This window comes from Chryseobacterium sp. 'Rf worker isolate 10', from assembly GCF_050753305.1.
GTDB lineage: Bacteria > Bacteroidota > Bacteroidia > Flavobacteriales > Weeksellaceae > Chryseobacterium.
On record NZ_JBOZOF010000002.1, the window covers coordinates 747,804 to 763,725 of the forward strand.

13 protein-coding genes are annotated in these 15,922 nt (G+C 36.3%); 6 read left to right on the forward strand and 7 right to left on the reverse strand.

What is annotated here, in order from left to right; all coding sequences use genetic code 11:
* Nucleotides 1-84 precede the first annotated feature (84 nt).
* The 4 genes from LKL37_RS13375 to LKL37_RS13390 all read left to right on the forward strand — a co-directional run bounded on the left by LKL37_RS13375 (nucleotide 85) and on the right by LKL37_RS13390 (nucleotide 4,343).
* A complete protein-coding gene (locus LKL37_RS13375; protein WP_431611046.1) occupies nucleotides 85-2,034 on the forward strand; it encodes a metallophosphoesterase family protein in 1,950 nt (649 codons plus the stop codon).
* Between the two features lie 40 nt (nucleotides 2,035-2,074).
* Nucleotides 2,075-2,821 (forward strand): hypothetical protein, encoded by a 747-nt coding sequence (locus tag LKL37_RS13380; protein ID WP_431611047.1) that lies wholly within the window; start codon nucleotides 2,075-2,077, stop codon nucleotides 2,819-2,821.
* A 119-nt stretch (nucleotides 2,822-2,940) separates the two neighbouring features.
* On the forward strand, nucleotides 2,941-4,047 hold the full coding sequence (locus tag LKL37_RS13385; protein WP_414844588.1) for an Mrp/NBP35 family ATP-binding protein: 1,107 nt from the start codon (nucleotides 2,941-2,943) through the stop codon (nucleotides 4,045-4,047).
* 47 nt (nucleotides 4,048-4,094) lie between these two features.
* Complete coding sequence (locus tag LKL37_RS13390) at nucleotides 4,095-4,343, forward strand: NifU family protein (RefSeq protein WP_002977212.1); 249 nt, start codon at nucleotides 4,095-4,097, stop codon at nucleotides 4,341-4,343.
* A 105-nt stretch (nucleotides 4,344-4,448) separates the two neighbouring features.
* On the opposite strand, the gene LKL37_RS13395 is transcribed toward LKL37_RS13390, so the two are convergent.
* The 7 genes from LKL37_RS13395 to ppk1 form a co-directional block, all read right to left on the reverse strand.
* A complete protein-coding gene (locus LKL37_RS13395) occupies nucleotides 4,449-5,156 on the reverse strand; it encodes a barstar family protein (protein WP_431611048.1) in 708 nt (235 codons plus the stop codon).
* A 24-nt stretch (nucleotides 5,157-5,180) separates the two neighbouring features.
* Nucleotides 5,181-5,573 carry a DUF3060 domain-containing protein gene (locus LKL37_RS13400; RefSeq protein WP_431611049.1) on the reverse strand — a complete coding sequence of 131 codons (393 nt, stop codon included), beginning with the start codon at nucleotides 5,571-5,573 and terminating at the stop codon, nucleotides 5,181-5,183.
* 149 nt (nucleotides 5,574-5,722) lie between these two features.
* Nucleotides 5,723-8,761: a choice-of-anchor I family protein gene (locus LKL37_RS13405; RefSeq protein ID WP_431611050.1), complete on the reverse strand. Its 3,039-nt coding sequence runs from the start codon at nucleotides 8,759-8,761 to the stop codon at nucleotides 5,723-5,725.
* 140 nt (nucleotides 8,762-8,901) lie between these two features.
* Complete coding sequence (locus tag LKL37_RS13410) at nucleotides 8,902-9,051, reverse strand: hypothetical protein (protein WP_156106575.1); 150 nt, start codon at nucleotides 9,049-9,051, stop codon at nucleotides 8,902-8,904.
* The gene (locus tag LKL37_RS13415; RefSeq protein WP_431611051.1) at nucleotides 9,048-9,701 is read right to left on the reverse strand and encodes an NAD-dependent epimerase/dehydratase family protein; all 654 of its coding nucleotides are present in this window, start codon (nucleotides 9,699-9,701) and stop codon (nucleotides 9,048-9,050) included. Before LKL37_RS13415 ends, LKL37_RS13410 begins: the two co-directional genes overlap by 4 nt.
* Nucleotides 9,702-9,982: 281 nt before the next feature.
* Nucleotides 9,983-10,867, reverse strand: a complete 885-nt coding sequence (locus LKL37_RS13420; protein ID WP_431611052.1) for an exopolyphosphatase — start codon at nucleotides 10,865-10,867, stop codon at nucleotides 9,983-9,985.
* Nucleotides 10,864-12,936, reverse strand: coding sequence for a polyphosphate kinase 1 (ppk1, locus tag LKL37_RS13425; protein WP_431611053.1), 2,073 nt, complete (start codon nucleotides 12,934-12,936; stop codon nucleotides 10,864-10,866). The genes LKL37_RS13420 and ppk1 overlap by 4 nt, the downstream gene beginning before the upstream one ends.
* 465 nt (nucleotides 12,937-13,401) lie before the next feature.
* Between ppk1 and dnaK the strand changes: the two genes are divergently transcribed.
* Nucleotides 13,402-15,300, forward strand: a complete 1,899-nt coding sequence (dnaK, locus tag LKL37_RS13430) for a molecular chaperone DnaK (protein WP_431611054.1) — start codon at nucleotides 13,402-13,404, stop codon at nucleotides 15,298-15,300.
* A gap of 263 nt (nucleotides 15,301-15,563) precedes the next feature.
* A complete protein-coding gene (locus LKL37_RS13435) occupies nucleotides 15,564-15,896 on the forward strand; it encodes a hypothetical protein (protein WP_431611055.1) in 333 nt (110 codons plus the stop codon).
* The last annotated feature ends 26 nt before the right edge of the window (nucleotides 15,897-15,922 follow it).

The following is a 15,922-nucleotide window of genomic DNA, read 5'->3' on the forward strand; positions in this document are numbered from 1 at the left end:
TAATAATTTCAAGTGCAGCATATTTCAAAATATTTTTAGAATAACAACACTTGGAAAACGAAGACAAACTCAATCAATAACACGATGGAAACACTGTTTTTTTACCTTCTGCTGCTCGTTGCAGCTGCATTTTTGATATTTTACTTTAAAGACAGTCTGTATTCTGCTAAAAAAGTGAAAATATTCAAAGATATTTATGAGAAATATCCCTATTACTTTATTCCTCAAAAACCTGTGAAATGGTTTGATTTCACAGGATTGATGAATAGTTTCAGAATGGTTTCTCTCTCAGCGGATATTCTTTCCATTATTGATAAAAGAGAAATGCAGACCGCTTTGGGAAAAGATACAGGAAGAGAACTGATAGAGAATAATTGTGATGAATCGGAAGAAGAATTCTGGTTTGATTTCATTGCAGATACAGGAGATGGTTTTGATGCTACTACCTCTGTTTTTTATCATTTAACAAGAGACAGCTATACCTATTCTTTTAGAAATGAATTTGACAGGGATGTGGAGAACGAGTCTGAAATTAAACTGAAAAGAGGATCTGTTCTGGTTGTAGGAGGAGATCTCGTATATCCTGTAGGTTCTGAAATCAATTACAGAGACCGTTTCAAAGGACCTTTAAGACTGGTAGCTCCGGATACAAGAGAATTTGGGCCAATTCTTATTGCTACACCAGGCAATCATGACTGGTATGATGGTTTAAGTGCTTTTTTCAGGCTGATGTGCCAGCGAAGTAAAATCAGTGATTACAGAACGGTACAGAACAGAAGCTATTTTGCCTATTCATTAAGAAAAAATGTACACTTAATGGGTATTGACAATCAGCTGCTGGGTGATATTGATATTCCTCAAATGACTTTTTTTACGGAATATGTAGAAAAAATTTCAAAAGGGAATGATGTCAACCACGTGATACTGCTCATTGCAGAACCCTACTGGTACAATTATGATATAAAAGACAGACATAAAAGAAGACAGCGAATGGACAGCCTGGAATATATCATCAGAACGATGAAAGAAGCTGTCAGAAAATTAGAGGCCAGTAATATCAAATCAGAAATTATTTTTGATGTGGTGCTTACAGGAGATATTCATCATTATTCTCATTACAAATTAGATGAAAATGTGAAAGGCTACGACAAAGAAATCAAGCATTATATTACTTCAGGAGGAGGAGGGGCTTTCGGTCATATTACCCATTTCTTAAAAGATGAAATCAAGCTTCCTATTTTACAAAATACAACGACTACAGAACTGAAATACGAACTGGACGGCAAATATCCTTCTAAAGAAAAGTCAGGGAAGAAAACATTCTGGAACCTTATTTTCTTTATCATTAATTACGAATTCACCGTATTACTGTTTTTTCTTTCATCAATCGTGGCCTGTATCTTTTGCTATTCAGATTCTCTTCTGAAATGGCTGGTATTATTACTGATTCCTATCGTATTTTGTTTTATCATCACCAAAGTCACCAGTACAGAATGTTCAGCAGAAGAACAATGGAAGAGTAAAATGATGCGGATAGCTTTGTTTTTGCTGTCGTTTGGGATTCAATTGTGGGTATTTGCGATATTTCCTGAATATGATAAAGTTATTTTTTTACAGGATAGCCATTTGTCTTTTGTTGATGGCCTGAAAAACTTTTTTAAAGTTCCGGCTGGAAACAATTATCTGATTGCGCAGGTTATTATTTCTGCTCTTTTGCAATCCATACTTTTTGGATGGTATATTCTTGCAGGCTATCATCTTTTCAAATTTTATATTACTGAAATCTCTTCAGGAAAAATAAATACAGGCAATAAAAACTTTCTGAAGTTTAAAATAACAGATAAAGAAATTGTCATCTATGTAGTGGCTATCAGGAAAACATACCAATGGATGAGTCTGTTGAAAAAGAAACAGGCTTTCCATTTACAGCGAGAGATGCTTACGGAAGATCCGAAGAAATTTATCAAAGATAATTTTAAACTGGATCCGGACAGGAATGTAAAAATTATTGATAAAATAACAATTCCATTATAATTTCAGTTTCAAAACAACGATAACCTCAAAAACCAAACTCATGGAAACTAATTTAAAAAAACCGGCTCATGATGATCATAACGGAGTTCTGATCTCCTATTATCAATTGCGAATGTTTATCGGACTGTTAGGATTTCTCCTTTCATTTCTTCTTATTTTGACCACTTATTTTCTGAAGGATGAACATCCGTTCAAAGTAAGTATCAGTCATTATTACTATAGTTTCGGACATGTGATCTTTGTTGGGACCTTATGTATTCTGGGTGGATTATTTGCTACCTACAGAGGGAAAGACAAATATGAAAACATGCTTTCCAATTTTGCCGGGGTAATGGCCGTTTTGGTTGCTGTATTTCCCACAAGATTTAAAGGGTATGGAGGAAATATTTACATCAATATCGATAAAGTAAATTACCAGGACTGGTTCAGCTGGGTGCACTATATCAGTGCTGGATTGCTTTTTCTGTCATTTGCCGTTTTCTGTCTCTATTTCTTTCAAAAAAGTGATAAAAAACAGGAAGGGAAACCTATTTCTGAAGAAGAAGCACTTAAAAAAAGCCGTAGAAATCTGTATTATAAAATCTGTGGCTGGGGAATACTGATCAGTCTTGCCTGCATTGGCCTTATTGCTCTTTTGGTGGATGATTCGGCTTCTGATAATCAATTTTTAATATATTCTACCCTTATTTTTGAAACCACATCCCTGTTTTTCTTTTCTACTTCCTGGCTGTTAAAATCCAGTGAATTCTGGAACAAAAATATCCCGTTGGTAACCTATTTCAGATGATAATCTGTCGGTATATAAAGGGTTGAAAGTCTGTGTTTACAAAAGAATTTATCTATGATTGTGTTTACTTATTCTAAATAGGTGAAAAATGCGTAAATTTGTAAACAATTTATATTTATATGTTGACGAAAGAAAAGGTTCAGGATTTCCTTAAAGAAATAGAAGTAGACGACTTGGTGAGTAATTTTCAAATTATGGGTAATGATGTTTATATTGACATGACTGCTCATTCGCCTGCAATGCACGAAAAGAAAAAACTGGAGGCTGCCATGAAACAGGCTTTTGCCAGTGAGTTTGGAGAAGACGTTCATTTAAAACTTAAGATCGTTTCTCCGGAGCCTAGTGAAATTCAGCAAAGTCAGATCAAAGGAAAACAAATTCCGGGAATTCAAAATATTATCGCTATTGCTTCCGGTAAAGGAGGAGTGGGAAAATCTACAGTGTCTGCAAATATGGCAGTAACATTGGCTAAAATGGGATTCAAAGTAGGATTATTAGATGCTGATATCTATGGTCCTTCAGTTCCTACGATGTTTGATACAGAAGGTGAAAAACCAATTTCTGTAGAAGTGAATGGTAAGAGCCTGATGAAACCTGTTGAGAATTATGGCGTGAAAATGCTTTCAATCGGGTATTTCTCAGGAGCTAATCAGGCGGTAGTGTGGAGAGGTCCTATGGCTTCAAAAGCATTAAACCAGATGATCAGAGATGCTGCATGGGGAGAACTGGATTTCTTATTAATAGATCTTCCTCCGGGAACAGGTGACATTCACTTGTCTATTATTCAGGAAGTGCCGGTAACAGGAGCAGTGATTGTAAGTACACCTCAGCATGTTGCATTGGCAGACGTAAGAAAAGGAATTGCGATGTTCCAGATGGAAAGTATCAATATTCCGGTTCTTGGATTAATCGAAAATATGGCGTATTTTACACCGGAAGAACTTCCTGACAATAAATATTATATCTTTGGAAACCAGGGAGCGCAATATTTAGCTGAAGATCTTGGAATTCCTGTATTGGGAGAAATTCCGTTGATCCAAAGCATTAGAGAAGCAGGAGATGTAGGAAGACCGGCTGCGCTTCAGGAAGGATCTAAAATTGCAGAGATCTACACAGAAACTGCCAGAAAAATGGTAGAAAGCTTAGTGGAAAGAAACAAAAGTCTTCCTCCTACTGAAGCCGTGAAGATTTCAACAATGGCAGGATGCTCTCCAAAAGCAAAATAATAATAACTTTCAATAAAATTTGAAGAAACCGAATCGAACTGAAAAATATGGAAACAAACATAACACACGAAGATACAGTAACAAGAGTAATGGAAGCTCTCGAAAGCATCAGACCATTTTTGAATAAAGATGGAGGTGATATTGAGCTTATTGATGTGAAAGATAATCAGGTGTTTGTGAAACTTTTGGGTAACTGTTCCGGTTGTTCACTGAATTTTTCAACCTTAAAATTAGGGGTTGAAAATACCATCAAACAACATGCTCCGGAAATCGAAAAGGTAATCAACGTAGAGTAAAATTATATCTGAGATATTTTTAAAAAGACAGGCTTTTTTAAGGCCTGTCTTTTTTATATTAAACCTCACAGGTTTTCAAAACCTGTGAGATTTCTGATGATAAATTTAATTCAATAGAACCTTTATATTGTAATCTTCAAAGATCTCTACAATTTCTATAAACTTTGTTTTAAGTATTGCTTTACTCCTTTTATGATTGAGCCAATTGATTTCTGAGATGGATTTTACTCCAAAATCTCCACGCAGACAATCATACAAAGAATATATATTGCGTCCGAAGTATCCTGAGATCCCATGTATTTCCTCTCCCAGTGTACAGAAAAAACCATCTAAGCTGTGAAATTCATTTCCATCAATTTGAATGTTAATATTTTCTCTGATTATTTCAGGTTTACAAGAATGTAAAGCATACACAAGCCATCCTTGAAGTTCGTCTTTTCTAAAATTTTTCCAGATATTTTTTTCAATCATTTCATTATTGAATTTCATATCCATGGCTTTTTGATACCCTTTAGGACTGGTCCATGCAAAACCACTTAGAATGATATTTTTTTTGGATTTGCTTATTTTTATACTACTGATAAAAGTACCCGATATGATGTTATTTTCCTGATCAAGGTTATAAATGAAACCATTGTTTTCATAAATTTTAGAGGCGTTTTCTATAGCAGAAATAAGACTGGGTACGTTATGAACATTCACCAGCCTTATTTTTTTATAAGCAATAGGATTAGCTCCTTCAATATTCTTTACCTGATCTATGAAAGTGATAATTTCAGGATCATTTCCTGTATCTAATGCAAATCCAAACATGCAATTAGTCTTTTTAAAATATTTTTATTGTTTTACCACTTTATTTCCTACTCCCGTAATGGAAACATCAGGTTTTCCGGACTTTGTTCCGGAAGTTCGGTAATAGACTACATTGTCACCACCTTCCATGGAGATTTTGTCCACTTTATCAACATATACTTTATTACCTGTTCCGGAGACCTCAATCTTCTTTGCACTTCCTTTGATTGTTAATGTATTATCACCACCTTCTACCTCAACTGTCCCTCCATTGAGAGCATAATTGAGGGTGTGGCCTACACCTTCCACATGTACAACTTTATTACCTTCTGTTTTTTCTACGCCTTTTTGGGATTCTACTTTTCTGGATTGTGAAAATGCGGTTCCTGTTCCTAGTAAAAGGAGAATCAAAATTCCTCCTGTTTTCATATTTTTCATTGTGAATTGGGTTTTTGTTGAAGGTAAATATAGATATAAAATGATTTTTTCAAGAATTTTAAAAGTTAAATCATCTTAAATTTCGCCATAACAAAAAAGCCTCGGATTTTCCGAAGCTTTACAATAGAATGGTATACTGTAATTTATGTTTACTTTACTATGACTCTCTTAATTTGTCCTTCTGACGTTTTTACAAGATAAACACCGGTAGAAAGATTGGAAGTGCTTATTGTTAATGCATTCTTCTCTTTTCCGATTAATTTTCCGGACATATCATATAATTCGTAATCTTGCTTTCTGTTAAAGTAAAGTGTATTTCCTTTGTTGACAGGATTTGGGAATACGTTGAAAGTCGACTGTTCAGTTTTTACCTCGCCGGTTCCAAGTGTTGCTGGCATCGCTACTTCATACATGGATAAAGTTCCGCTGATCTCATTGGCGATAATCACATAACCTTTATTCGTAGTTGTATTTTCAGGAGCGATGTAGATGATTCCTTCAGGGCCATTATCCCCTCCGTATGCTGAGGTAGAACGGGAATGTTTATAATCTGTGAACGTAGGATTATTAGGATCTGTGATGTTATAAACCATAACTCCTCCAGTTCTTTCTAGTGTGATGAAAGCATAAGTCTGTCCGTTTATCTTTCCTAGTGCTACACCTTCCGGTTCAGGACCTTTGGCACGGCTTCTGTTTTTAGCACCATTAGATTCATTATCTGCATTGAAAATTAATGGATGATTAGCGGCAATATACCGTTCAAACTGATCTCCACTGTCGTAGACAATCTGTTTAGTATCTGCATTGAAAATGGAGAAAGAACGGGCTCCTAAAGCGGCCATTTCTTCAAACTCTGCATCTCCGTCCGTATTTCCTGTAGCTGAGGAAACCCTGAACCTTCCAAGATTATAAGAAGCCTTTAAAATATTGGAATTCGGAAACAATACAGGATCTAAAGTATAGTTGTTTGCTCCTACGGTCGTTCTTTCACTGTATCCTGAAAGATCTTTTTCGTCACCTTCATTGGCTGTTACAATATAATTTGTGCTTCCTACTTTATAATTTTGTACTGCATCCGGTACATAATAAGCTTTTACGGGCCAATTGGCAATTAAAACCTCTCCGTTATTGTCCGAAGCATCAAATCCATTACCAGGAAGGCTCATGTCTTTTTTGCCCAATCCCCAAACTCCTGTGATGGTTTTAGTAGCCAGATTAACTTCGGCAATGGCATTGTTTTCCTGAAGCGTTACCCATGCTTTCTGACTGTCGGCACTGATGGTTACGTATTCAGGCTCCAGATCCTGAGAAAGCGTGTTATTCGTTCTTACTTTTCTTAAACCGGTAGCCGTTAATGCTGCTACCTGAGAATCAAAACTGTTGAAGTTAAGAGTCGTTACATTGCTTTGGGTAAGACTTCCTATACCTCCGGAAATATCAATGATGCTGATGGTTCCTTCAGGATCTACCGTATAGGCGTCATTAGGTTCTCCTTCATTGGCAGTAACCACTTTTGTCCCGTCAGGAGAGAAAGTTATCATATCCGGTAAAGCTCCTACAGTTACCTGCTTCAGGAAATTTCCATTGATATCAAAGAATACGACAGAACCGTTTTGCTGAGGATCGGTATTTGGGGAAGCGGCTGCAATGATTCCGTTTTTCACGGCAATACTTGTGATTCCGCCATAAGGAGTCATATTCACTGTTTTTACCACTGATGGTGTTGCCGGATTACTGAAGTCGATAATGTCAAAAACATCTGTAATGGAGCTGATCGTGAATAAACGTTGTGTTGATGGATCATGAACTACAATTTCCGTAGAACTGTTATTACTTCCTGAGGGATCAAAACTTAGGAGATAATTCAGCTGAATCTGATGGGAAGGAACCGGGGCCGGTTTATCATTATCTACAATATAAACGGTTGCAGAATTGTCTCCTGAAATAGTAGCTCCAACCGGATTTTCAAGGCTTACAACAAAATATTCTGACTGTTGTTCTGCCAAGGTGTCATCAATAATCGGAATATTAACCGTATAACTCGTTGTAGACGGAGTAATATTGATTGTTTGATTGGCTAAAGTAAAATCATTACTGTCAGCTGTACTGAATGGCGCTGGTTTTACAACAAGATTGACCGTAGAGGTTGAAGGATTGGTGATATTGATTTTAAATGCAAGGGTTCCTGCATTTTCATTCACTTTTATAAAATTCTTTTCTAAAGAAATCGTTGTTCCGACAGTTGTAAAAGTGCTGGAAGTAACAGTAGTAACTCCATTATCACTGAAGTCTTCTACCGTATTAGGTTTAAGCGCTACATAATAAGTCTGTCCCAGCGCGAGGCCGGAAGTTGGGATTACAGTGATGGTATTGTTGCTGAAAGTTGTAGTGAAGGGAACTTGGGTACCTGCAGCATTTCCAAGACGGAATTCAATAAGGTTTTGTGCATTAGAATCGTTGATCGCAGAATTATCGGTTAATCTTACATTTTCATTAAAAGATAAAGTAGGATTTACAGTAGTGGGAATGTTATTCGTATTATTAGCGGGAAGATAAGTGACTGAAGGTGGGGTAGTATCAACGCTTCCTATCGGGGCTGCGTCTACTGTAAAGTTATCAAAACGATTGTTTCCTCCTGTTCCGCCTCCCGTTGCAGAAAATTCTACCTTTAATTTAAAGTTAGGATTGTTATTGGCTCCCTGTATAGCGGAGAAATCCAGGGTCACCAGCTGTGGATCGGCATCCTGAGGACTCACCGTCTGGAATGGTACAAAAGTAGTTCCGTTGGTAGAATAAGACCAGGTTTGAGTTCCTGCTCCCTGCGCAGATCTTCTTGTAGTGAACTTAGCAATAACATTGTTGTATCCTGTCGTAGGAAGGTTGAACTGCAAAGCTCCACCAATCGGATTATTGAACCTTAAATGAGTTCCGGATGCATCACCGTTTCTGGCATTTAAATTTTGAGAACTAAAATTCTGTCCGGTACCGCCTGCAAAGTCGATTATACTTGTTCCTCCTACTACAGCTGCCAGAGAACCGTTCACCAATGTAGATGAAGGTGCAGTGACTGTAGCCGCAGAAGAGTTATCGTTAAAATTCCAGTAATGAATCAGTGTCTGTCCGAAAAGACCGCTCTGAAAAAAGAATGCGGCTATCACAGACCCTTTTAATAGGTAGTTGTTGATCATTTTTACTTCAATTAGATAAATGCAAAAATGAACTTTAAATTTCGCAACTATTTTAATGGAATTTTAAGAAATGTTTAAAAAATAGGTTTATTTCTAATAAAAGATAAAAATGTGATGGAAAAAAGAATTTTAGGATGATATTATTTGCCGGATTTGCCGGAGAAGTTTAAAATTGTTCCTGATTTATTTCCTTCCAACGGATGTTTCTGCATATAAAAATATCCTGAAACAGCAGTCACAAGCAAGAGTACAAAAATAACCAGAACAATTCTTTTTAACATGTCTCTCATATCGCTAAGTTTTTAATATCTCTAATTTCTAAAGTAGATGTAGGGTATCCGTTTTGTGTCACTTTGATCATTGCTCTACCCACTTCGTGTAAAGTTAATGATTTTGACTGAAAAAAAACAGGAAAAATCCAAATAAAAGGTTTAAAAAACCATTTTACATTCAATTGACCCTCAACTGGTTTCATAAATCCGGGACGGAAATTATAAGCCCCTTTGAAATTCATCTTTTTTAAAGCATTTTCTGTTCTGCCTTTCACGCGTGCCCACATCAGTTTTCCACTCTCTGTGCTGTCTGTGCTTGCTCCGGAAACATAGCTGAATACCATGTCCGGATTTTGGTTCAAAACAGCTTTCGCAAAGTGAATGGTTGTATCGTAAGTGATTTTGGTATAATCTTCTTCATTCATTCCTACACTGCTGATTCCGGCACAGAAAAAACAGGCATCATAACCTTTCAGTTTTTCATCATGAAGGTCTATGGATAAAAAGTCGGAGATAAGATATTCTTTCAGCTTGGGATGTGTTTTTCCAGAGGGTTTTCTGCTTACGCTCAGGATCTCGGAAACATTCGGATTTTCAAGACATTCCATTAAAACACCTTCGCCTACCATTCCTGTAGCCCCTGTAAGAATTATTTTGATTGAGTTCATTGCTTTGCTATTGATATGGGTATGACGGATGAGGATGATGTTTTACTTTAAATTTTTTTGATAAATGATGTTGTCTTAAATGTCTGGATTTAATAATTCAATAGGGGTGGGCTTTAGCCCGCCTTAAAAAATGAGCCACCTTCTATTGGCTTTAGCCAAAACTTAATAACAGAGATTGCTTTGTCACTTATGAACCATGTTCGCAAACCTTCAGCCTGTTCGCAATGATAAAATAAAAAGCCAGCACAAAAATGGCTGGCTTTCAATAGTATCGTTTGCTGTTACTTTTTATTTTGCAGCTGACTGTAAATATTATGAATCAATCCGTCTGCCACAGAAATTTTTGGGACAAAAATCCTGTTGATGTCAGACCATGACATAACATTATTGAAGATACTAAGAGCATGTACCAATACGTCGGCACGGTCTTCTCTAAGATTGTAGTTGGTCATTCTTTCTTCCACAGACAGTTCATTGAACTCTTTATAAACCTTTTTCAGATGAGCTAAAGACATCGGTTTTCCGTCTTTGGTTTTGCTCATAGAGAACACTTTGTTGATGTTTCCTCCTGATCCGATGGCAACAATCGGTTTTTTGCTGACAATATTGTCTTTGATTTCATCCTTCATTTCTTTCCAGTTTTCCATGGTAACCAGATTATTAAGAAGACGGATGGTTCCGATATTGAAAGATTTTTCGTAAACCATTTTACCGTTTTCGTAAAAGGTAAGCTCTGTAGAACCTCCACCTACGTCAATGTATAAATAGGCAAATTCTTTGTCAAGACCTTCTGCGACATGGTTTTCATAAATAAGAGTAGCTTCTTCATCACCGGAAATGATTTCAATATCAATTCCTGATGCATCTTTTACCAGATTGATGATTTCATTACCATTAGCTGCATCACGCATGGCACTTGTGGCACAGGCTCTGTAATGATCCACTTTGTATATTTTCATGAGGTCACTGAAGATTTTCATGGAATCAATAACCATTTTTTCTCTTTCCGGACCTATTTTCCCAATAGTGAAAACATCCATTCCCAGTCTCAGAGGAATTCTGAGAAGGTTCAGCTTGATGAATTCGGGTTTTCTGTTATTGATCTTTACTTCATTGATAAGAAGGCGGGCTGCATTACTCCCTATGTCTATCGCTGCTATCTTCATTTTTTAGTTGTTTTAGCTTTTAAATATTTATAGGTTTCTATTTGTGAACGACATTCTTTTTTATCATTTCTTATATATTCATTACCCAGTCTTTTATCCAGAATTCTGGCTTTTACATTATCCCTAAGCTGAATATCAAGAATATCTTTTAATTCTTTCTTAAGGTTTTTGTCAGTGATTTTAGCGGCTGCTTCAATCCTGTAATCCAGGTTTCTGGTCATCCAGTCAGCGGAAGAAATGTACATGTCTTCGGAACCTTTATTGTAGAAATACATTACTCTTGCATGTTCCAGATATTCGTCTACAATACTTATGGCTTTTATTTTTTCTTTAAAATCCTTTTGGTTTACGGCACAATAGATTCCTCTTACGATTAATCTGATTACCACTCCGGCTTTGGCTGCATCATATAGTTTTTCTATCAGCAGTCTGTCGCTCATAGAGTTTACTTTTACGATGATTTCTGCCCTTCGTCCGGCTTTGGCTTCTTCAATTTCTTTATCAATATGGTGAACAATCTTTTCACGCATAAATTGAGGGCAAACTAATAAATTTTTACAAGTTTTCAAAATCGGAATGAAATCATCTTTCGGTTTTTTCAGTACATTGAATACTTTATTGATGTCTGCCATGATTCCACGGTCTGCAGTCAGCAACAAATGATCTCCATATATTCTTGCCGTTTTTTCATTGAAATTTCCGGTACTTACAAATCCATACTGGATGGTTTTATTGTGTGCTCTTTTTTTGATGATACACAGCTTGGCATGTACTTTTTTGTTAGGAATCCCGACAAGAACATTGATTCCTTCCGGTTCCAGCATATCTTTCCATTCCAGGTTGGATTCTTCATCAAACCTTGCCTGAAGCTCCAGCATTACAGTCACTTCCTTACCATTTCTGGCAGCATAGATCAGGGCATTGATAATTTTTGAACTGCTTGCCAGACGATAAGCAGTAATTTGTATAGATTTTACATCCGGATCCATAGCGGCCTCACGCAGAAGGTCAATCACCGGATTGTATTTGTGGTAAGGGAAAGTAAGAAGAATGTCTTCTTTTAAAATAACATCTGTCACTCTTTCTCCGTGTTCAAACGCCTGATGCGTAAAAGAAGTTCTTTCCACGGGTCTTTCATACTTTTCAAAAACATCTGGAAAATCCATGAAGTGCTTGAAATTATGAATTTTTCCTCCTGGAATGATGCTGTCTTTTTTGGTTAAATTCAGTTTTCTGATAAGGAGCTCCAGCAAAGCTTTATCCATATCTTTATCAAAAACAAAACGGGTAGGTTTTCCTTTTCTTCTGTTTTTAAGCCCTTTTTCTATTTTTTCTGCGAAGTTGGTTTTGATGTCATTGTCAAGATCAAGCTCAGCATCTTTTGTTACTTTAAAAGCATTGGCAGAGAATTCATCATATCCGAAATAAGAAAATATATGCGGAAGATTAAAGGTAATCACATCCTCAAGTAACATCACATTTTTCTCTTCCGGATCTTCCGTTGGAAGTAATACAAATCTTCCTACAAAACGGGACGGAATTTCAATAATTGCATAATTGCTGGAATACTGCCAGTCTTTTTTTCTCATTGCAACACCCAGATACAGACTCTTGTCTCTAAGATAAGGCATTGGCGTATTTTCGTGAAGAAGAATCGGAATCACATTAGATTCTACCACTTCATCGAAATATTGGCGGACAAACTCCTTTTGTTTTACAGTCAGGTTTTTGGAGTTTTTAATAGAAACTTTATGATCAGCCATTTCAGTCTGGATTTTTTTCCAGGTTTTATCAAAATTCAGCTGTTGTCTCATCACAATTTCATTGATGCGCTGAAGAATTTTGGACGGCGGCTGGTAGAAAGATTCGGCAATCACTTTTTCCTTAAAATCCATGGCACGCTTTAATCCTGCAACACGCACTCTGAAAAATTCATCTAAATTGTTGGAGAAAATTCCGAGGAAACGTATTCTTAAATGTAAGGGAACTTTTTCATCCATGGCTTCCTGCAAAACTCTTTCATTAAAGGCCAGCCATGTGATATCTCGTGGATTAAAGTGTATTGACATTCTAAATGTGTATATTTTATCAAAAATAATAATTCGCCAAGATTCTTACTCTATTTCTTAGGTTAAACTTTGATTAATTTTTAAAGATTGGTGAATTAATTTGCTGTGTTGATAATGAATATATTGATAATCAGTCTGTTTTGTAAATTTTAATATTGAGAGTATCCTGATTTTATGGAGCAAATGATATTGAATGTATAGGAAAAGGTTATACTGTAAAAGATTTCATGACAGAGAAGGATCAATGAATGTGTTTAAGTATCTGTTGAAAATGCAGAGAGTCCTGATATGTGGCATTCTGCTAAAGTTAATATGAAAAAATTACCATTTTAAATCATACAAAACCTCGATTTTATCGGGTTTTTTATTTTTATTGTGTCATTTTGTCATAATTCTTTGAATGGTACAGATATTGAGAAATTGAGAGTGTAAATTAAATTAAAAATAGAAAAAATATAAAATATTATGAGTAAAATAATTGGAATTGACTTAGGAACAACCAACTCTTGTGTTGCTGTAATGGAGGGTAAAGACCCTGTTGTTATTCCTAACGCAGAAGGTAAGAGAACTACTCCTTCTATCGTAGCTTTTACGGAAGACGGAGAGAGAAAAGTAGGTGATCCTGCAAAAAGACAGGCTGTAACGAATCCAACAAAAACTGTTTACTCTATCAAAAGATTTATTGGAACTCACTTTAAAGATGATGCTTCTGAAATCACAAGAGTACCTTATAAAGTGGTTGCCGGACCAAACGATACTGTAAAAGTAAAAATCGACGATAGAGAATATACACCACAGGAAATTTCTGCAATGACACTTCAGAAAATGAAGAAAACTGCTGAAGATTATCTTGGACAAGAAGTAACAAGAGCGGTAATTACTGTTCCTGCATACTTCAACGATGCACAGAGACAAGCTACTAAAGAAGCTGGAGAAATTGCAGGTCTTAAAGTAGAAAGAATTATCAACGAACCTACAGCTGCAGCATTAGCTTACGGTCTTGATAAAAACCATAAAGATCAGAAAATCGCAGTATATGACCTTGGAGGTGGTACTTTCGATATCTCTATCCTTGATTTAGGAGACGGTGTATTCGAAGTATTGTCTACAAACGGTGATACTCACTTAGGAGGTGATGACTTTGATGATGTGATCATCAACTGGATGGCTGATGAGTTCAAAGCTGAGGAAGGTGTTGAATTAAAATCTGATGCAATTGCTCTTCAAAGATTGAAAGAAGCTGCTGAAAAAGCTAAAATTGAATTATCTTCTTCTCCTCAGACTGAGATCAACTTACCATATATCACAGCTACTGCTACAGGTCCAAAACACTTAGTGAAGACTTTAACAAAAGCTAAATTCGAGCAATTATCTGCTGATCTTGTAAGAAGATCTATGGAGCCTGTTGCTAAAGCATTAAAAGATGCTGGTTTATCAACTTCTGATATTGACGAAGTAATCTTGGTAGGTGGTTCTACAAGAATTCCGATCATCCAGGAAGAAGTAGAAAAATTCTTCGGTAAAAAACCATCTAAAGGAGTGAATCCGGATGAGGTTGTAGCTATTGGTGCAGCTATCCAGGGAGGTGTATTGACAGGTGATGTAAAAGATGTATTACTACTTGACGTTACTCCACTTTCTTTAGGTATCGAAACAATGGGTTCTGTATTCACTAAATTAATTGAAGCGAACACTACGATCCCAACTAAAAAATCTGAAGTATTCTCTACAGCTTCTGACAACCAGCCAGCTGTAAGCATCAGAGTAGGACAAGGTGAAAGATCTATGTTCAACGATAACAAAGAAATCGGTAGATTCGATCTTCAGGATATTCCACCAGCACCAAGAGGAGTTCCTCAAATTGAAGTAACATTCGATATTGATGCTAACGGTATCCTAAGTGTATCTGCTAAAGATAAAGGAACTGGTAAAGAGCAGTCTATCAAAATCCAGGCTTCTTCAGGTCTTTCTGACGAAGAAATCGAAAGAATGAAGAAAGAAGCTCAGGAAAACTCTGCAGCGGATGCTAAGAGAAAAGAAGAAGTTGAAATCTTCAACAAAGCTGACGGATTGATCTTCCAGACTGAAAAGCAATTGAAAGAATTCGGTGAGAAACTTTCTGCTGACAAAAAAGCAGCAATCGAAGCAGCTCACGCAGAATTAAAAACAGCTTTCGAAGCTAAAAATGCTGATGACGTAAAAGCTAAAACTGAAGCGTTGGATGCAGCATGGATGGCAGCTTCTGAAGAATTATATGCAGCTGGTCAACAGCCGGGTGCTGATGCAGGTGCTGGAGCTCAGAACGCTGGTGGAAACGCCGGAACTGAAGATGTACAGGATGCAGACTTCGAAGAAGTAAAATAATTATTGATTAATTTCAGTTATAAATAAAAAAAACAGCAAACATTGTTTGCTGTTTTTTTTATTCCTAATCCTCTTACAGTTGTAAAATTCAACATTTAAGTCGTATTTGGGTTGACGATTTTAAGCCATGTCTTCGTTAAGATGAAAAATTTATATAATATTGAAAGGAGAGGAATAAGCTGCTTTCAATGTTTTTTTTTGATGATAAAAATTTGGCTTGTTTTATGCTATATTCACCAAGTTAATTAAAAAAAAATGACAATATGAAAAAGAAGTTATTCACCTTATTAGCTTTTGGATTATTTACAATAGCTATTAATGCTCAGGAAACTGTAAAGCAGGAAGCTAAAAATGTAGGCAATGCTATTCAGAGAGGAGCAAAAGCAACAGGAAAAGGAGTGAAAGATGGTGCAGAATGGGTTGGAGATAAAACTCAAAAAGGGGCAAAAGCTACAAAAAAAGGTGTTAAAAACAGCACAAAATGGGTTGGAAAAACGGCTACCAAAGGTGCAAAAAGTGTGAAGAATGTTGCTGTGAAAGGCGCAGATGCAGTTTCAGATGGTTATAAAGATGTAAAAGCAGATTTAAAAAAATAATTTTTCTGAAGAATAAAAAAAAACGA